This is a genomic window from Oceanobacillus sp. CF4.6 (genome assembly GCF_051262635.1).
GTDB lineage: Bacteria > Bacillota > Bacilli > Bacillales > Amphibacillaceae > Oceanobacillus.
In genome coordinates, this window is sequence record NZ_JBIMEX010000015.1 from 54,002 (window position 1) to 72,625 (window position 18,624).

Genomic DNA, 18,624 nt, shown 5'->3' on the forward strand with positions numbered 1-18,624 from the left:
GGGTTAGTCCGTCTTACTTTTCTTTGTTCCGTTTCGCATGCTAGCGACTACAGCTTATTCTATTACAGTCGCTTCCATCTTTCTATGTTAATCATGGATTTCCAATAGTTCTTCGCCAAAAAGTTTTTTGGCTTCTTCCACAACCGGATCTGCTTGGGATTGTTCGTCTTTTGGCTTCTCCTGTTTACTAATATATTCTGTACGCAACTCTGACCAATCCTTATCCGGAATGGGAATAATGGTTAACTGTTTATCCATTACACTTGCAAGTACGGATTCAACTGTTTCTCTGTTGTCTAAAAACAAGGAACAGTGGATTTCATATTTAAAGGCAACAATCAGTGTATCCACAGAAGCAGCTGCAGGTTTACTATCCTGAATGGTGGCATGTGCAGGTGCGTTTGTTGTCTTTAGCTTACTCAGAAAGTTTGCCCACTGTGATTGTACCTGTTTAAGCGCAGGTTTTTCTGCCTGACCAAGCACATCACGAATGCGTTCAAACGGTATCTTATATCCATTTTTAGAGGATCTCGCAGGCTGTCTTTTTTTCTCCTTGGCAGCTGGAGTCTGAGCTACTGTTACTGGATGTTCTTTTAGCATTGAAATTTCCTTTTCCAGTTGAGCCATTTTGTTACTAAGCCTTGTAACTAATTCAGCATCCATAGAACTTGAAGTTGCTTCTTGGGCATGATATCGATTGGTAATCGTCAATACCGCAATTTCAATAAAAACCTTCGGGCTGTTTGTCCATTTAATTTCCTGTTGACACTGGTTCAGTTGCATAATCGCATCTTGAATCCACCCGGTTGTTACGGATTCTGCTAAAGCAAGGAAACTCTCATCTGCTCTTGCTCGTTCAAGTAGCCCCTCCAACGCTGGCGCACTCTTAAACAGCAGTAAATCACGCATGAAATAAATTAGATCATATACAAATCTTCCCGGATCTTTTCCACGTTGGATTAAATCGTCCAATCGCTTTAGTGCATGTTCCACATCTTTTTCATGCATTGCTTTAACAATTTCTGTCAGAATAGCTTGAGATACCCCACCTGTAACAGCAAGTACATCATCAAGTCCAACAGTGTCCTCACTGTATGAAATGGCCTGATCAAGAATGCTTAATGCGTCACGCATTCCACCTTCAGCAGCCAACGCTATTGTCTCAAGGGCCTCAGGTGATACTGTTACATTTTCTGCATCCATAATGGCTCGCATACGGCCAACAATCGCTTGGTTGGAAATTGGTTTAAAGTCAAAACGCTGACATCTGGAAATAATTGTTAATGGAATTTTATGTGGTTCCGTAGTTGCCAAAATGAATACGACATGCTTTGGCGGCTCCTCCAATGTCTTCAATAAAGCATTAAATGCGTTAATGGAAATCATATGTACCTCATCAATAATATAAACTTTATAAGGTACGGAGCTTGAAGCATATTTTACTTTGTCACGGATTTCGCGGATATCGTCAACACTTGTATTGGAGGCAGCATCGATTTCAATAACATCTGAAATGGACCCATCCTGAATGCCCCGACATGCCGAACATTCATTACATGGTTCTTTCACTGGTGCATGCTCACAATTAATGGTTTTAGCAAATATTTTTGCAGCACTCGTTTTCCCTGTTCCTCTTGGACCGGAAAATAAATAAGCATGCGAAAATTTTTCCTGTTCAATTGCATTTTGCAGTGTTCTAGTAATATGTGTTTGTCCTACAACATCTTCAAATGTTATTGGACGCCAAACGCGGTATAATGCCTGATAGCTCATAATACAGATTCCCCTCTATGATCTATTTCTAATTATACCCGATTTGAGGGGTTAATGTGAACCGTGGAAGAATAAATATATTTTTAATAAACCAAAACGCAGCGAGATATAACGGGTAAAGATACAAAAAAAACCTTATCAACGAACTGACAAGGTTTTGATTTTATGTAGCCGTGCACCCACTGTCGATGCGACGTCCCTATGCGTTACTTAAGTTCATGGCTCGGCCTAGGCTTCCCTGCGGCACACAAGAATGTCCACTTACTGCTGCTTCCTTCCGGATCTGACAGGGTTCATGGGTTCCTGTTGCGCAGGACCCGGGCGTCAACACCACTCCCTTAAGGCAGACCATAAAAACGTCGCACCTTGAGTGGGAATTCAGCCTCGCTATAGCGGATTGCGAGTACAGGGCACCGCTACCTCCCCGCTTAGCACGGTATTTATTATTATAACTACATTAGTCGAAAATTGCAATGGAAAATACAGGTACTCTATTTCTTCCTATTCCTGAGTTCCCGAAAGAACTCTTTTAATAAAGATGCACACTCATCTTTTAAAATACCCTTTGTTACTTCAACCTGATGATTAAACCTCGGTTCATCCAATAAGTTCATCAGTGTTCCCGCACAACCCGCCTTTGGATCAGGAGCACCATATACAACTCGTTTCATACGCGATTGAACGATAGCTCCAGCACACATTGGGCATGGTTCGAGTGTCACATAAAGTGTACAATCCTCCAGTCTCCAACTACCTGTTTTCGTATTGGCTTGCTGGATGGCAATCAATTCTGCATGGGATAGTGTGGTTTGTAAAGATTCACGCAGATTGAAGCCTCTGGCAACAATTTCATCTTCATGTACAATGACTGCACCAATCGGTACCTCATCCAGAATCCATGCTCTCTTTGCCTCTTCTATGGCTGCTCGCATAAATATTTCATCATTCATCTAATCACAACACTTCTATAGTAGTTTGAATCACCTGTAATAGGGTAATAAATAAGCTAATTAAACGTTTAGTGAAGGAGCATTAAATATGGATCAATCATTTTCAAATACTGCCGTAATCTTTGTAGATATTATAAACGATTTTGACTTTGATGGCGGAGAAGATTTATACCTGCATACAAAAGCCATCTTACCCAATCTCATCAAGTTAAGAAAATATGCCAAGGAAAATGATCTTCCTATCATTTATGTTAATGATCATTACGACTTATGGCAAGCAGACTTCCGCAAAATCATCAATAAATGCACAAATGGTAAAAGTAGTGAAATTATTGAAGCTTTAGCACCCGATGACAAAGACTACTTTCTGATTAAACCACAACATTCTACGTTTTTCCAGACACCACTCCAATCATTGCTTATCGAATTGGAACGAAACTATTTAATTATGGCAGGTATCGCGGGAGATATATGTATTCTATTTTCAGCACAAGATGCCTATATGTATAAATATCAATTACGTATTCCAAAAAACTGCATGGCATCAGAGCAGGAGCAAAATAATGATTATGCGTTATATTTGATGCGTTCTGTCATGGATGCAGATATTACACCCATTTAAGTCATATCTTATACTTTCCCTTCATAAATTTGGATAGAGAACTAAATAGAGGGGGAAGTTTTTTTGCAAATTCATATTGTTAGTCAGGGAGATACGTTATTCTCGATCGCAAATACATACAATACAACTGCTGCCGCTATAACGGATGCCAATGAATTGGAAGCACCTGATAATCTTGTCCTCGGGCAGGCGATTGTCATCCCAATTATCGGCCAATTTTATTTTGTTCAACCAGGTGATAGTTTATATTTGATCGCAAATCGATTTGGTCTACAGTATCAAGAATTGGCCCAAATTAATAATATACCTATTGAATCAACGCTTTCTGTGGGGTTAAGGATTTATATTCCAGCTTTGGAAAAAGGACCCATTACTTCCTACGCATATCTAGAGCCTTTTGGGGAGACCGTTTCTGAAACCCTTGAAAATGCCACCAGGAAAAATTCACCTTATTTAACCTATCTTGCATTGTTCAGCTATCGAGTCAACCGCGATGGAACATTGACTCCCCCACCATTAGGCAATCTTAGGCAGATAGCAGAAGAAAATGATGCTGCACTCACAATGGTCGTATCAAATTTGGAAGAAGGCGCCTTCAGTGATGAACTTGGAAATATCATACTTACCGTTCAAGCTGTTCAGAATACACTATTGGATAATATTGTAAATACTGCCACTGCAGGCGGATTTGTCGATGTTCATTTTGACTTTGAATTTTTGCCTTCAGAGGATCGAGAAGCATATAATACTTTTCTTCTTAGCGCAAAAGAAAGACTATCCCAGGCAGGTTTATTATTGTCCACAGCGTTAGCTCCCAAGACAAGCGCAACACAAGCGGGGCAATGGTATGAAGCACATGATTATGCTGCGCATGGGGAAATAGTCGATTTTGTTGTTCTCATGACGTATGAATGGGGCTACAGCTTTGGTCCTCCGCTGGCCGTCTCCCCAATCAATGAAGTAAGAAGAGTAATTGAATACGCTATAACCGAAATACCTCCAGAAAAAATATTAATGGGTCAAAATTTATATGGATATGACTGGACACTTCCGTTTGTTGAAGGTGGACCAGCAGCACGTGCAGTAAGTCCACAACAGGCAATTGCGATTGCACGCGAAAACAATGTGGCCATTCAGTATGATACGACAGCACAAGCACCATTTTTCACCTACACAGACACGGAAGGACTCCAACATGAAGTTTGGTTTGAAGATGCTAGGTCCATTCAGGCCAAATTCGATTTAATACGTGAATTTAATTTATTAGGTATTGCTTATTGGAAGCTTGGTTTAGCCTTTCCACAAAACTGGCTACTACTAAATGACCAATTTATGATTACAAAAATGGAGTAACAAAAAGGGACCTTTAATGAGAAGGTCCCTTTTTCTTTGTTATTTTAACAAGTTTAACGATTCACGATTGAATGCTGGTATGTCATCTGGCTGCCTGCTCGTTACCAATTGGTTTTGACATACGACCACTTCTTTATCTACAACTTTTGCACCTGCATACTCCATATCTACTTGAATCGATTTAAATCCTGTAGCATCACGGCCTTCCAATGCTTTTGCTGTAATTAATAGTTGTGGGCCATGGCAAATTGCAAATACTGGTTTTTTCTCATCCATAAAGTGTTTTGCAAACTTCACGAAACGATCATCTCCTCTTAACTGATCCGGAGAAAACCCACCAGGTATAAAGAGTGCATCAAAATCACTTGGATTCACATCATCAATTCCATAATCAATTGTTATTGTAGCTTCATTGTTTTTACCAGTTACTTCATTACCCTTTTCCTTTTCAATCGTCACAACATCATGACCCGCTTCTTTAAATTCTTTTGCTGGACTTGTATACTCAACGTCCTCAAACATATTTGTAAGGAGAGTTGCTATTTTTTTACCCATTTGTAATCCGCTCCTTTTCCCTGAGTTGATTCATAATGAGTCTACCCCCTTAAATTAAAAACAAAACATTACCTGTCCATTCCCATTAAACTCCTTAGCTCTTGTTCATTGACGATTAAATCCTTAATTGTATAATCTTCTAGCACTTTAAAAAACGCATGTAACGCTCTATTCAACGTATGTTTTAATGTACATGCCGGCGATATAACACAATGATCTGTCTCTTTATCAAAGCACTCCAATAAATTAAAATCACTTTCCAAGCTGCGGACAAGCAAGCCAACATTGATTTCCTCTGCTGGTTTGGCAAGACGAATTCCACCGTTTCTTCCCCTCACTGTTTCCAATAATTGCATTTTATTTAACTCAAAAACGATTTTCCCCAAATGATGTTGTGAAATATTAAATACTTCGGATATTTCTTTAATACTGGAAAGCTCCGTATTCGATTTCGTCCCTGTATATATTAAAATGCGCAGTGCATAATCGGTATATTTTTTTAATTGCAATGTAAATCACCTCGATAACTTCTTCACAATATTGTAACACAAAAGGCAGTTTTCACTATTGATACCGCTTTAATAAATAGTATACAATTAAAGATGTATTTGAAATACATGTTTAAACTAAGACAGGGAGTGCTTAACGTGGCAACAGAAACAGCAATCGGCTTAGATCAGAAAACAATGGATACAATTAAAGCTACTGTACCAGTTTTAAAAGAACATGGAACCGCGATAACCACAAGATTTTATCAGCTCATGTTTAAAGACCATCCGGAATTGAAAAATATATTTAATCAAGTCAATCAGCGAAAAGGAGATCAGCCAAAAGCATTGGCAAATACAGTGTATGCAGCTGCTGTACACATTGAAAATCTCGAAGCAATTTTACCAGTAGTGAAACAAATTTCAGAAAAACATAGAAGTTTAAATATTAAACCTGAACATTATCCAATCGTTGGGAAATACCTTTTAATGGGGATAAAAGATGTTTTAGGAGATGCAGCAACAGATGATATCATGAATGCGTGGGCGAAAGCATATGGAGTAATCGCCGATGTCTTCATCTCTGTAGAAAAAGAAAAGTATGATGAAACAGAAAAAAATATTGGTGGTTGGATCGATTTCCGCGACTTCAAGATTGTTAAGAAAGTAGAAGAAAGTGATGTCATTACTTCCTTTTACTTGGAACCCGCAGATGGAAAAGCCTTTCCTACTTACAAAGCCGGACAATATATTACCGTAAAAGCTGAAATCCCCGGTGAAACATACGATCATTTACGTCAATACAGTCTATCCTGTGCTCCAGGTGAAGATTATTATCGCATTAGTGTTAAACGCGAAGATACTAACCTAGATCATCCAAAAGGAATTGTCTCCAGTTTTTTACACCACCATATGCATGAAGGTAGTATTTTACCAATCAGTGCCCCATCTGGTGACTTCTATCTAGCTCAAAACGATGAGAGACCATTAGTTTTAATAAGTGGTGGTGTTGGTTTAACACCACTGATGAGCATGCTTGAAACCGTAGTGAAGGACCATCCTGAACGCGAGGTAATCTATATCCATGCAACTCGCTCAGGAAAATTCCATGCTATGAAAGATCGCGTGGATCAAATAGCCGCAATAAATAATAATATTACTCGTTTTACCGTATACGATAACCCTGTTGAAGGGGATCAGTATGATAGAGAGGGACACATCGATCAGGAGTGGTTATCATCGATTCTCCCTACAATCGACGCAGCATTTTACTTCTGTGGCCCGAAAGGTTTTATGCGTGCAGCTTACCAACATTTGAAACAATTAAATGTTGCTGATGATGACATCCACTTTGAAATCTTTGGACCTTCTGAAGATATTACACAATAAGATAAAACAAAAAGGAGATTTACCTCAGAGGAAACTCCTTTTTGTTTTATTCTATGTTTTCTTATTTAACACGGAAATCATAATCAAAGACGCCGATTTTCTCCAGGTTGTGGTAAATTTGCGCAGGCATAATATAATATTTCGAGGCAAGATGTAACCTATGACCGGTAAGATCGACCTTCCCTTCACTTCCAAAATAGAAGGCCTGCCAAACAAATTTAGAGCAATAATTCTTTGTGAGATCATTGAGGTCTCTTGTGTAATAGTATGATTCTACACTTTCAATATTTTGCTTGGCCCACTTTGCTGCATTTATGGCATGGTTCGGATGAACTGCTCGTAATACGGTTAATTTTTCCCCTGCCTTATGTCTGCTCAAGTAAATAGGCATACGATCAGCATGTCCTTTTTTCCCCCACTTGTTTACGTGGTAAATACGAAAGTCCTCACCAACAATCCCGGAGTGTCCAACGACCAGAGAAGACAAGGCTGTCTTATGCGAATAAAGAACATCTCCAGGAATCATTCGAATAGATGTACCCGGATAATTAGGGATAGAATCGTTTGATTCTTTCATACTGGAATTCTCCTCAGATTCGTATTTCTACTAATTATAACAAAAATAAAAAAACTTTGGCTCCTGCCACTTGAAAGGCAAAAACCAAAGTTACTATAATTAATCTTCTAATGTAGAGGTATCCCCCGTAGGAAGTCCTAGTTCCCATGACTTCAAGAGACGGCGCATTATTTTACCGCTTCTTGTTTTTGGAATGCTATCTTTCACTTCAATTTCACGTGGTGCTGCATGCGCACTCAATCCCGTTTTAACAAATTGACGGATATCTTCCAAGAGCTCCTTGGTATCATCATAGCCATCATTTAAAGTAATAAAAGCCTTAATAATCTCTCCACGCTCTGGATCAGGCTTACCAATAACACCCGCTTCCGCAACAGCTGGATGCTCAAGTAACTTACTCTCTACTTCAAACGGCCCAACACGTTCACCGGAAGTGTTAATAACATCATCCAATCGACCTTGGAACCAGAAGTAGCCATCTTCATCCTGGTATGCACTATCACCGGATACATACCAGCCATTAATAAAATAACTTTCAAATTTACCTTGGTTATTCCATACTTGCCGCATCATCGAAGGCCATCCTTCTTTAATTGCCAAATTTCCCATTTGATTTGGTGGAATTTCATTTCCTTCATTATCCACAATCGATGCTTCTACACCTGGTATAGGTTTCCCCATGGACCCAGGGCGGATTTCTAACGATGGGAGGTTGACTATAAGCTGTGCACCAGTTTCTGTCATCCACCATGTATCATGGACTCTCAGATCAAAAGCTTTTAACCCCCATGTAATGACCTCCGGATTAAGTGGCTCACCAACACTTAAAATATGTCTAAGTGTATCTAAATCGTATTTCTTAACAGCTTCTTCTCCATAACTTACTAGCATTCGCAATGCCGTTGGGGCAGTGTACCATACGGAAACTTTGTTTTTTTCCAAGGTAGTATACCAATCATCTGGTGTAAACCTGCCTCCACGGATGACATTTGTAACACCGTGTAACCATGGAGCAAAGATTCCATAGCTTGTTCCTGTGACCCAACCCGGGTCTGCAGTACACCAATAGACATCGTTTTCTTTTAAATCCAATACCCACTCAGCAGTTGCATAATGCTGAATCATCGCATTGTGTACATGTAAAATCCCTTTTGGCTTCCCAGTAGAACCAGAAGTGTAATGCAATAGCATCCCATCTTCCAAATCTACCCATTCAATTGAAAAATCAGTAGATGCCTCTTTCATTTCCTTGTTATAATCAATGAACTTATTTGCGTCCTCATTATTGTCCCCCACAAGAACTACTTTTTCCAACTTCGGCAGTTCGTTCAGTGGCACACGATAAAGTAAATCAGGTGTCGTAATAAGTATTTTTGCTTCACTATCTTGAAGGCGATCTCTCACCGCCTGTTCCATAAATGCTTCGAATAATGGACCAGCAATAGCGCCAACTTTTAGAATACCAAAAAATGCAGCATAAAATTCTGGACTTCTCGGCATAAAGAGAAATACACGATCTCCCTTGCTTACTTCATATTTCTTAAGTACATTGGCAAACTTATTGCTTTCTTGACTTAGTTGTTCAAATGTCATGCTTTCTTCCCTTTCAGGAGAAGAATACAATAAAGCTACTTTGTCTTTTTTAGCTGGATCTATTGCATGTCGGTCAACAGCTTCATATGCCATATTTACATTACCTGTTGAATTCCAAGTGAAATTCTTTTTAACATCTTCCCATGAAAAACTTTCACGTAACTTTTCATAGTCTTGCAGATTATAATTTCCTTTGCGGGCCGGTACTACTTGCATATCCATTTTATTCACCTCTTATCAATATTTGCAAACGATTACATTTTCGATTACATTAAATTATTAAAACATTCGGTAACTGTTTTTATTTTAGAACATTCTGTGACAATTTAAAAGTGTTTCGCTCGATAAACTGGTAAATTTTTTAAATACACTCTTTTAAACCTTGGCTGTATTCGAAAAGACGGAGCTTATTGATACTTGTCCCACCGAAAGAATTAGTGTTATTTCATAAAATCTATAAACTACGAAGTAACTGCTGGTTGATTTCCGCTGCGGACAGTTGCTTTCCGCAGGCACGGCCTCAGCCTCCTCGAGAAAACCACTCTGCGGGGTCTTCGGACACGTGCTGTTCCCGCAGGAGTCAACTGTCCTCCGCTCCAATCAACTGCCTTAATAGAGCGAATTCATAACTACTCAATAAAGTGATTATTAACTGTTTATTGGACACTATACCAGCTCTGGAAATACACGGAGACTTCTGCGGGAGCAGAAGCATCGGTGAGACAGCGCAGCGCCTTAGCGCAAGTTGGCTCACCAGCCGCCCGCGAAAAGCGCAGTGTATTTCCCAGAGCGGCCACTGAAGCTACTAATCTTATGTCGCATTTTATCTCAACTCTGCGTTATCTCAAAAGCGAGAAATATTACAAAAATATCCTAAGCCTTCATTATCAGTCTTGCTAATAGGGTATTTAGCAGCATTTTATTTCCCATATAAAAAACCACCTACTATTGAAGCAGATGGTTTTTCCTGATTTATGATTGTTTTACTTTTAATTCTTTACGTTTTTCATTCTCTGAAATAACATAAGCCGCTGTAGCGTCACCAGTAATGTTTAAGGAAGTCCGTAACATATCCAGCAGACGGTCCACACCGATAACTAGCGCAATGCCTTCCACAGGCAATCCTACTTGGCCCAGTACCATGGCAAGCATAATCATACCAACTCCTGGAACTCCAGCAGTACCTATACTTGCCATTGTTGCTGTTAAAACAACCATTAGCAGATCGGTAAACTCTAAAGGTATAGCATATACCTGAGAAATGAATATGGTTGCCACAGCCTGCATAATAGCTGTTCCATCCATATTGATAGTGGCACCAAGCGGCTGTACAAAACTACTAATTTCCTTTTTTACACCTAAATTTTCCTGAGCGACCTTCATAGAAACAGGTAACGTTGCATTGGAGCTTGATGTACTAAATCCAACTGACATAGCGGGAAAGAAGGCTTTATAAAATTTGAGTGGATTCGCTTTTCCAAGCACCCAAATAGCCATACTGTAAGTAAACGCGCCATGTACAATCAACCCAAGTATAACTGCAACCATATACATAGCCATAGAACCAAGCGCATCCAATCCTGCATTACCAATAGCAGAAGCAATAAGCGCAAAAGCTCCATAAGGGGCAGTTTTCATAACAACATTAACTAACCAATTGAGAATCTCATTCGCTTGTTCAAACAAGCGATAAATTCCAACAGTTTTTTCTCCTAAGAAAGCTAATGCTATTCCAATGAAAATTGCAAAAGCAATAATTTGTAGCATATCTCCGGAAGCCAATGAAGCAATTGGATTTTCTGGAATAATACTAATTAACGTATCCGTAATTGGAGGTGCTTCTTGTGCTTCATATGCGGCATCTTCTTTATTAAATACGCCTTCCTTACCAGGTTCCAGCAAATAACCTACACCGAATCCGATGCAGATAGCAAAAGCAGTTGAAATCAGAAAAAAGCTAACTGTATATAGACCGATTTTCCCTAATTTTGCTGGTTCCCCTAAACCTGCAGTCCCCAATGTAATCGAGACGAATACAAGTGGTACAACGAGCATCATAATTAAATTAATAAATATCTGACCAACAGGGCCAAGTAAATAGGTATCTAGTGCTGTATATATATTGTCAGAGACAAAGGTTAGACCAATACCAGCAATGGCACCTAGGATGAGGGCAATCATAATTTTTTTTGTTAGACTCATGTAGTTTTTCCCCTCTGAGTAGATTTAACTAATAAGATATAGATGTTGGTAAATCAAAATAAAATTGGAGGAAGAAGATATGTAATACATTAAGTGGTGGCCCCGGCAGGATTCGAACCTGCGGCACATGGTTTAGGAAACCGATAAGATATATTTTAGCACAGCTTAATAGGATTTGGGAAGCTACAAAAGCACTGGTGTTTAGTGGGTATTGATAAATTACATGTTAACTGCCTTTTGGAAGGAGTGACCGACTCGTTACCAAAGTTGTGACCAATTGTGATATTGACTTTTTAAATTTAATACTCTAATATAGAACAAATGTTCTTAGGGGTGTTAACGATGGATAAGGATATCGTTTCAAAATATATAACAATGCCAATGGCCATAAAGGTTTTCAAACAAGACAGTGAAACATTTAGTAACTTTAAACTCGGTAATCTACATCAAGCTAAGTTAGATTCTGTTATCGATAATCTGCAGCGTGATTTTAATGAATTAAAGAAAGAAATGCATACCGTCCATCATTTGAATATCAGATACTTAGGAAAGAGTGATGACCAGGTAGGGTTTAGAGTTAATAATGAAGTAATTACTTTCACACCTGGAGAATTGCAGATGATGACTAGCGATGTAATGTGTAATTATCTATATGGAGATAAGGCAACAGATTTTGAACGAAATGACCGTGTATGGGAGGATTAAACATGAACCTAGAACAACGTCACGATTGGGCAGTCCTAAAAGCTGAAATATTAGGTGTTGCTGCTAATCTAGATAGTGATACTCAATACAGCAAAGAGCAAGCTGTAGAGGATTTGGTTAAGATTGTGGATGAATTGATTGGAGATCGTATATAAATATTTTTTATTTTCTTCACCCCCTACTCGTATTTTATTTCGATTATATATATGAGGAGGGGTTTTTTATGGAAAAAATTATTAAAGGTCATTTGGTAGGGTTTAGATCAGTAAGAGATATGGAGATGCTCGAGGAGGATTACAACGGAGAATTTACGGATGCTGGTATGAGTGATATTCAATATCCACGTTACAATGGCGTACCGAGTAAGGATGAGTGTGATCGTATTAGTGAGGAGTTGTCTGGGAAAATAGTTATATATAAAACAAAAAGATAGTAGTAAATACATTTTTGCATCATTCCTAAATCTGTTACACTTCTCTCAACAAGCCTAACAGGTAAGGGAGACATATACATGGACTACTTAAAATTAGCAAAAAAGCATAGTCTTAGCCTTATAGAGGTCAGCATACTTGTTCGACTTAATCAGAGATATCCGAGAGCAATATCGATTGATGAGATATCAGACGATGTAAGAACGCATTCCCTAATAGAGCAAAACATGAATAAATTAATATCAAAAAATCTTGTGGTTTCAAAGTTTCAAAATTATTTAAGTAAAAAGGACCATCGTTAATAAGGTAGGTGCGGAGTTGTCTGGGAAAGTTTTTTATCGTTAAAATAAAAAAGGACTCATAAATCTATGAAATCCTTTAACTACTTTATCCCTATATTATTTTAAACTTCACTACTAATCTTTTGATTTAGGGATAAGAAGGGGGCTAAATCAATCACTTTTTTTGCAAAAGCTACATGCCCAATTACAGAAGTTATACTAGTAAAAAGATCTTCACATATATCTTTTCTTTTAGTAGTTAGTAATGATCGATCTATAACTACGTTTTCTATGTAAAAAGATTTATCACAATCAATAGTTGTTTTACCCTGAAAAGGGTTTCGCTTAATATCTGGTGTTTCCACTATACATCGATAGGGTGGCTTGCTTCTTATTAAATGTGTTGGTTTAAATGTTTGACATTTAACAAATTCTTTTTGGGTTCCACTGTCCACACAAACATACATGTGCGCTTGAACTGCTAATTTAGAATCTAAGTTAGGAAATGGAACCCTCATTCTTACAACATCTTTTTGATCAATCAATTAAAATCACCCCATCTTCAGATATTCTTACGTAAACAGGATTTTCTATATTATCATCATTAGAGAGAGTTATAAAAACATTTTGTTGTTCTTCTGTAAAATTTTGCATATCATCTTTATTTATTATAAAACTTTTATTGTATATCTCGACTACTTCAACTGAATCAATGTAATCGGAAGTATAAGTTTCCCTAAGTGTTTTCAGCAATTCAGCATCTTCTTTAGTAAAATCCTCTTCACAAAGAGATATATGTCTTGTCCCTTTGTTTATCTCTTTTTCTTTTGCATTCCATATGTTTAATTCATGTGTTAACTCCGAGAGCTCCCTTTCAGTTAAAATATTCACTAAAAAGCTGGCGAATTTTGCTCTTTCTTCATTTATAACTTCAGGATTATTTCTATATGCACTCTCTACCTCGTTAAAAAATTCAGGTTTCCTATAAATATAATCTCCATAAACATCACTAAAAACAGGTCCATTTTCATACCCTCTTAGGTAAGTAAAATCCGCATGGTCTCCCTCTACTTTGGAAAGAGTTTCATAGAAAAATAAAAATTTTTGTAATTTTAAAGAGGAAGAGAACCCTTGTCTATAGTTTTCTTTCAACCATCCACTAGCGGCCCTTTTTCTTATGTTAGAATTTAACATATCATTCACCTCCATATACAAACACACCTCCTTATAACATCTGTTCCCTACTTTGAGTGAACTTATGCATAACTAGGTGGATAACAACCAAATATAATATGTTTTCAGAATTCATTATACAACTTATGTTAATATTAACACTAATTAGAAATAATTACCACTAAAAGTTACTAAAACGCAATGTCTGTAACATTACTGTAACATTTTATAGACTTATTTATACAATAAATAATAATTCGCGGCAACATAAAGAGTAGGACACTAATCACACATAATCTGTTCGCATTCATACATAATACTCTTGATTTCTACCTCAAGAGTAGCAATTTTCGCTTCTAATAAATTTAAACATTCATCTAGCTCTTCTATAATTCCCACTAAATCTATTCACCTCAATTAACTATTATATAATAGTCATGGCGTAATGTAATGGTTCAACTCTATGTAATAAAATTGTTAGAAAATAAAAAATGCCTCCAACTATTTTCTGAGTTGGGGGCTTCTTAGTGATAAAAAATAGTATAGTTTAATTAACAAAGTAAATAATACTTAGTGGGCAAGGCTACGAAGGCTGTCCTCCCCTTAACTTATTGCCTCTTCTTATGAAGGGGCTCTTTTTACATTTAATATGTAAAAAAAACCCTCAACTGTTTCCGCAGCTGGACTTTAAAATTCGCGAATTAAACCGTATATCTTGGATATCATATAAACAAAAAATAGGAGAAAACCAATGAAAAATTTACCCCGTAGCCAAGCAATTGAAATTATAAACGAATTCCTAGAAGAAGATGTTTCCGAAATATTTAACGAGCAAGCAAAAAATGCAGGAGAACACGGTGACCCTAGCTTTGTGGTAACGAACAGCAAAGGAGAATCTGTTGAAGTTTTTATTGATTGGAATGAAGAAGAAGATATTTTATCCTACTCAGTAAATGAAGATTTCAAGTCAGAATAAATCAAGCCCTCAACCGTTTCTGCGGCCGAGGGCTTTTTCTACTGTTTATTCTTATTTAATATCTTTTGAAGAAGATTTTCAGCTTTTCTTTTCGCGGTTTCTGTTTCTTTTTCTAGTATGCTTGCGTTAATTACTTTGTTTTCAACGTTGAGCTGAACATCTAATATATCCCCTTCTTTTGCTGAAGCTGGCAACTGATCGCGAGGAACGTCAATTTGTTCTGATTCATTCGCTCGTAATAGCAGTACAGCTATATTTCCTTCGAATCGATCAATTGTATACTTGGCCATGAAAATCATCCTTAGATAGTAATTTGATTTTTCATCTTTTCATAAGTCACGTTACCAATACCACTTACCTTTTTAATATCCTCTTTCTTTTTAAAAGGTCCATATGTGTTTCTGTAATCAATAATTCGCTGTGCAATAACTGGACCAACTCCTGTTATGTATTCAAGTTGTTCAGTATTTGCTTTATTGATATTAATTGGATAACTAATACCTGGTTCTGGATCCGGCTCTGGCTGTGGTTCTGGCTCTGGCTTAGGTTCAGGCTTTATTGTAGGACTCCAAGCTTTCACAGACACCGAATATGTTATGCCATTTGTCAATACTGAAATGTCACCAGATTCTGCTGTTGAATATATATCTGATCCGATTGCTTGTAATCGATTTATAACTTCAGCATGAGGGTGTCCATATGAGTTCCCTTCCCCGTACGAAAGTATTGTTGCAGACGGGTTAACTGCATTTATAAATGCTGATGAGCTACTAGTATTTGAACCATGATGACCTGCTTTAAGAATTGTACTATTTAAATCAAACTTATTAACTAATGTATTTTCTATGTTGCTTTCTGCATCTCCAGTTAACATGAAATTTACATTATTATAATCTGCTTTTAATACAATTGATGCATCATTAGCATTCGTCACATTTGAATTTACGTGTAGTACAGTCATTTTAAAGTTATTGTCGAATGAATATACCTGTCCGATTGAAGGTATTTCAAATGGGATATTCTTATTATCAATTATTGTAAGTAAATCAATGTAAGTTTGTGATGTATGAGCATTTCCACTGTCCACGAATTTTGAAACAGGGAATTCATTTAAAACTGGTATTAATCCGCCTATGTGATCTGCATGTGGGTGTGTTGCTACAACTAAGTCTAATTTCCCAACGTCTTTACTTTTTAAAAATGAAACAACCTTTTGTCCTGCTGACTTTGTTCCTGCATCAATTAAAATATTTGCGCCATCTGGAGTTTGAATTAAAGTCGAGTCACCCTGACCAACATCTATGAAATTAGCCATTGTATTTTTTTCGGGTTCAACCTTAAATTCATCATTCATTGCTCTAGCCAACATAACCGAAAACTCAGCACGAGAAATGTTACTTACTGGTTTGAATGCTCCATTACCAGTTCCATTACTAATCCCTTTTGTTGCAATAGAATTTATATTTGACTTCGCCCAGCTATTTGAAATATCGTTAAAGTAATTACCATTATCTGCCTCGAAATTATAAGCGACAGCGATAATTTTAGCCATTTGCTCTCTAGTTAACGTATCCATCGCACCAAACGTTCCATCTGGATAACCGTTTAGATAACCAGCTTCCACCGAAGCTTGTACAGCTTCAAAATAGTAAGCACCTTGGTCAACATCCGGAAACTTTGATGTTGTTGAAACATTCTCTGTATCTAGCCCTTTAGCTCTTGCCAACATTAAAGCAGCATCAGCACGAGTAATATTGTCTGATACCCCAAATGAACCATTAGGTAGACCATTAACTACTTCTTCTCCATGTAAATACAAGATTTCGTTATCTGCCCACGGTACTTTTTCTAAATCTGGGAATTTTGCTGATGCACTTACGCTATTTGTAAATAACAATACAAATGCAATGAATAAAATTGATATTAAACTTATCCTATTATTTGATATTCTATTAATCAAATTAATCCCCTCCTTATCTATTAGTATACGACATTATTCTTAATTGTCCTTTAAATAATTGTAAATAATTGTATTAAAAAACCCCCAACCATTTCCGTGGTCAGGGGCTTCATCAGTAATATTTAAAAGATAGTATCATCTTATTTTATTTCTTATTTATTATTTATTTCCTCTTTCAACGGTTCAATATGATACTCATTAATATTAGTCACAAGACGATCAATTACTACCGCGACCTCTTGTCTTGTGATATTATCCTTTGGTCGTGTACCATCAAAGTAACCTTCTTTAACTTTCTTGTCCCATATAGGTTTCGCCCATTTAGAAGGTTCATCAGTTTTATCGCCCTTGATTAAATCCCTTAATTCATTGATTTCTTTTTTCAAATCATTATATTGTGACAATGTTAATCCATCCTCCTCGGTATTGTATGACGCTGTTTTAGTAATAATTATATTCTCCTTAAAAGCAACACCAAAATAACGACAAATGGCCTTAGTATGTACCCTGGTCATATCGTGGATGTATTTATCCTGTTTGCTACCAAAGATCAATTCAAAGTCATCGTCATTTGTCATGAATCCATTCTCGGTTAGAACGGATGGCATATTCGTTTCTCGGCAAATGTGCATATTCGTCCAGCTTCCTTTTTCGCTCGCATGTAATCCGTTACCATGTATGGAGTAACCAGACTTATTTACCTCATCCACAAACAAATTAGCAGCCTTTTTCCCTTCAGGAGACGTATGCCAGTAAAAAGCACACCTTCCATTTACGGATGATGTGCCTGCATTTGCATGTATTGACCAAACTAAATCCACCTTTTTACTGTTATATAAATTCGTCCTGGTAGTTAATCCTGTTTCCGCGCTATAAGGTTTCTGCCCTTCAACAATTTTGAAGCCATTGTAAATCAATAACTCTTTAATCGCTAAACCTAGCCTAGAGTTAAAATTATGCTCGTGGTAGGCTTTTCCGACTTTGTACACCCCTTTGGATGGAGGGAACGTTTTATTGCCATGACCATAGTCCAACCCGACTGTATAGCCATTAAATGGATAAGCCATTATCTAGTCTCCTTTGGTTGTAAATTCTTCTTTAATTTCTTCCGGGAATGTTTCGCTACTGCTGTCTATCCCCTTAAGTTTTTCAGCCAATGAATTTGGTACTAATACGCCAACATCTGCCAAGTTTTCTATAATGGATAGTCCCTCGTTAGCAATATAAAAAAGCACGGTTGCATAAGTCACCGCGCCATTTAAACCTAATATTTGATCTACCACGTTCGCCAAAATTATTACTATTAATACCAATACCTTTCGCGAATACCCGAAAAGGCTTTTTCTGCTCCAAAGATTCTTGTTTTTGATTGCCTTAAATATCCCTGTGACTATATCCAATGCCATTAACAACAACAGCAAGTGCAAAAATTTAACATCTCCAAACAAATACATTCTGGCTGCTTCTAAATACTCCAAATTAACAGCTCCCAACATTTCGTCATCTCCTCCATTTTGAATGACCCCCTTAAAATTGTATAACTTCCTCGTAAAGTATTGGTACCACTGTTTAAACCCCTGACAGTGGGAGAGGGTA

The 18,624-nt window shown here is 37.4% G+C and carries 20 protein-coding genes and 1 other RNA gene; 7 read left to right on the forward strand and 14 right to left on the reverse strand.

The features are described from left to right. Positions 1-87 precede the first annotated feature (87 nt). The 3 genes from dnaX to tadA form a co-directional block, all read right to left on the reverse strand. A complete protein-coding gene (gene dnaX, locus ACHABU_RS18200) occupies positions 88-1,773 on the reverse strand; it encodes a DNA polymerase III subunit gamma/tau (protein WP_435766384.1) in 1,686 nt (561 codons plus the stop codon). Positions 1,774-1,944: 171 nt separating this feature from the next. Next, positions 1,945-2,210, reverse strand: an RNA gene (gene ffs / locus ACHABU_RS18205) — signal recognition particle sRNA large type. Positions 2,211-2,264: 54 nt separating this feature from the next. Continuing rightward, positions 2,265-2,723, reverse strand: coding sequence for a tRNA adenosine(34) deaminase TadA (tadA, locus tag ACHABU_RS18210; protein ID WP_435766385.1), 459 nt, complete (start codon positions 2,721-2,723; stop codon positions 2,265-2,267). 88 nt (positions 2,724-2,811) lie between these two features. Here tadA and ACHABU_RS18215 point away from each other — a divergent pair, with 88 nt between their 5' ends. After that, positions 2,812-3,345: an isochorismatase family cysteine hydrolase gene (locus tag ACHABU_RS18215; protein ID WP_435766386.1), complete on the forward strand. Its 534-nt coding sequence runs from the start codon at positions 2,812-2,814 to the stop codon at positions 3,343-3,345. A 63-nt stretch (positions 3,346-3,408) separates the two neighbouring features. Then, complete coding sequence (locus ACHABU_RS18220; RefSeq protein ID WP_435766387.1) at positions 3,409-4,698, forward strand: LysM peptidoglycan-binding domain-containing protein; 1,290 nt, start codon at positions 3,409-3,411, stop codon at positions 4,696-4,698. A 39-nt stretch (positions 4,699-4,737) separates the two neighbouring features. Here ACHABU_RS18220 and ACHABU_RS18225 read toward each other — a convergent pair whose 3' ends face one another. Together ACHABU_RS18225 and ACHABU_RS18230 are read right to left on the reverse strand one after the other, a co-directional pair. Continuing rightward, positions 4,738-5,253: a type 1 glutamine amidotransferase domain-containing protein gene (locus tag ACHABU_RS18225; RefSeq protein ID WP_435766388.1), complete on the reverse strand. Its 516-nt coding sequence runs from the start codon at positions 5,251-5,253 to the stop codon at positions 4,738-4,740. A 68-nt stretch (positions 5,254-5,321) separates the two neighbouring features. Further along, on the reverse strand, positions 5,322-5,762 hold the full coding sequence (locus ACHABU_RS18230; RefSeq protein WP_435766389.1) for an Rrf2 family transcriptional regulator: 441 nt from the start codon (positions 5,760-5,762) through the stop codon (positions 5,322-5,324). A gap of 138 nt (positions 5,763-5,900) precedes the next feature. Between ACHABU_RS18230 and hmpA the strand changes: the two genes are divergently transcribed. Further along, the gene (gene hmpA / locus ACHABU_RS18235) at positions 5,901-7,130 is read left to right on the forward strand and encodes an NO-inducible flavohemoprotein (protein WP_435766390.1); all 1,230 of its coding nucleotides are present in this window, start codon (positions 5,901-5,903) and stop codon (positions 7,128-7,130) included. Between the two features lie 61 nt (positions 7,131-7,191). On the opposite strand, the gene ACHABU_RS18240 is transcribed toward hmpA, so the two are convergent. From ACHABU_RS18240 to ACHABU_RS18250, 3 genes are all read right to left on the reverse strand, one after another. Further along, positions 7,192-7,707, reverse strand: coding sequence for a hypothetical protein (locus ACHABU_RS18240; RefSeq protein WP_435766391.1), 516 nt, complete (start codon positions 7,705-7,707; stop codon positions 7,192-7,194). Positions 7,708-7,806: 99 nt separating this feature from the next. Beyond that, positions 7,807-9,522, reverse strand: a complete 1,716-nt coding sequence (gene acsA, locus ACHABU_RS18245) for an acetate--CoA ligase (protein WP_435766392.1) — start codon at positions 9,520-9,522, stop codon at positions 7,807-7,809. A gap of 750 nt (positions 9,523-10,272) precedes the next feature. Beyond that, positions 10,273-11,502 carry a dicarboxylate/amino acid:cation symporter gene (locus ACHABU_RS18250; protein WP_435766393.1) on the reverse strand — a complete coding sequence of 410 codons (1,230 nt, stop codon included), beginning with the start codon at positions 11,500-11,502 and terminating at the stop codon, positions 10,273-10,275. A 342-nt stretch (positions 11,503-11,844) separates the two neighbouring features. Here ACHABU_RS18250 and ACHABU_RS18255 point away from each other — a divergent pair, with 342 nt between their 5' ends. From ACHABU_RS18255 to ACHABU_RS18265, 3 genes are all read left to right on the forward strand, one after another. Next, the gene (locus tag ACHABU_RS18255) at positions 11,845-12,207 is read left to right on the forward strand and encodes a hypothetical protein (protein ID WP_435766394.1); all 363 of its coding nucleotides are present in this window, start codon (positions 11,845-11,847) and stop codon (positions 12,205-12,207) included. Between the two features lie 2 nt (positions 12,208-12,209). Continuing rightward, complete coding sequence (locus ACHABU_RS18260; protein ID WP_435766395.1) at positions 12,210-12,362, forward strand: hypothetical protein; 153 nt, start codon at positions 12,210-12,212, stop codon at positions 12,360-12,362. A 68-nt stretch (positions 12,363-12,430) separates the two neighbouring features. Further along, positions 12,431-12,640 (forward strand): hypothetical protein, encoded by a 210-nt coding sequence (locus tag ACHABU_RS18265; protein WP_435766396.1) that lies wholly within the window; start codon positions 12,431-12,433, stop codon positions 12,638-12,640. 401 nt (positions 12,641-13,041) lie between these two features. On the opposite strand, the gene ACHABU_RS18270 is transcribed toward ACHABU_RS18265, so the two are convergent. Together ACHABU_RS18270 and ACHABU_RS18275 are read right to left on the reverse strand one after the other, a co-directional pair. Beyond that, entirely contained in the window at positions 13,042-13,464 is a 423-nt protein-coding gene (locus tag ACHABU_RS18270) for a hypothetical protein (protein ID WP_435766397.1), read from the reverse strand. Further along, positions 13,457-14,128, reverse strand: a complete 672-nt coding sequence (locus tag ACHABU_RS18275; RefSeq protein WP_435766398.1) for a hypothetical protein — start codon at positions 14,126-14,128, stop codon at positions 13,457-13,459. Before ACHABU_RS18275 ends, ACHABU_RS18270 begins: the two co-directional genes overlap by 8 nt. Positions 14,129-14,843: 715 nt before the next feature. On the opposite strand from ACHABU_RS18275, the gene ACHABU_RS18280 reads away from it, so the two are divergent. Beyond that, on the forward strand, positions 14,844-15,068 hold the full coding sequence (locus ACHABU_RS18280) for a hypothetical protein (protein ID WP_435766399.1): 225 nt from the start codon (positions 14,844-14,846) through the stop codon (positions 15,066-15,068). Between the two features lie 38 nt (positions 15,069-15,106). Here the strand turns inward: ACHABU_RS18280 and ACHABU_RS18285 are convergent, their stop codons facing one another. The 4 genes from ACHABU_RS18285 to ACHABU_RS18300 all read right to left on the reverse strand — a co-directional run bounded on the left by ACHABU_RS18285 (position 15,107) and on the right by ACHABU_RS18300 (position 18,524). Further along, positions 15,107-15,358, reverse strand: coding sequence for a DUF3006 domain-containing protein (locus ACHABU_RS18285; protein WP_435766400.1), 252 nt, complete (start codon positions 15,356-15,358; stop codon positions 15,107-15,109). A gap of 11 nt (positions 15,359-15,369) precedes the next feature. Next, complete coding sequence (locus ACHABU_RS18290) at positions 15,370-17,028, reverse strand: S-layer homology domain-containing protein (protein WP_435766401.1); 1,659 nt, start codon at positions 17,026-17,028, stop codon at positions 15,370-15,372. Between the two features lie 152 nt (positions 17,029-17,180). Next, the gene (locus tag ACHABU_RS18295; RefSeq protein ID WP_435766402.1) at positions 17,181-18,095 is read right to left on the reverse strand and encodes an N-acetylmuramoyl-L-alanine amidase family protein; all 915 of its coding nucleotides are present in this window, start codon (positions 18,093-18,095) and stop codon (positions 17,181-17,183) included. A gap of 3 nt (positions 18,096-18,098) precedes the next feature. Beyond that, a complete protein-coding gene (locus ACHABU_RS18300; RefSeq protein ID WP_435766403.1) occupies positions 18,099-18,524 on the reverse strand; it encodes a phage holin family protein in 426 nt (141 codons plus the stop codon). Positions 18,525-18,624: the final 100 nt, after the last annotated feature.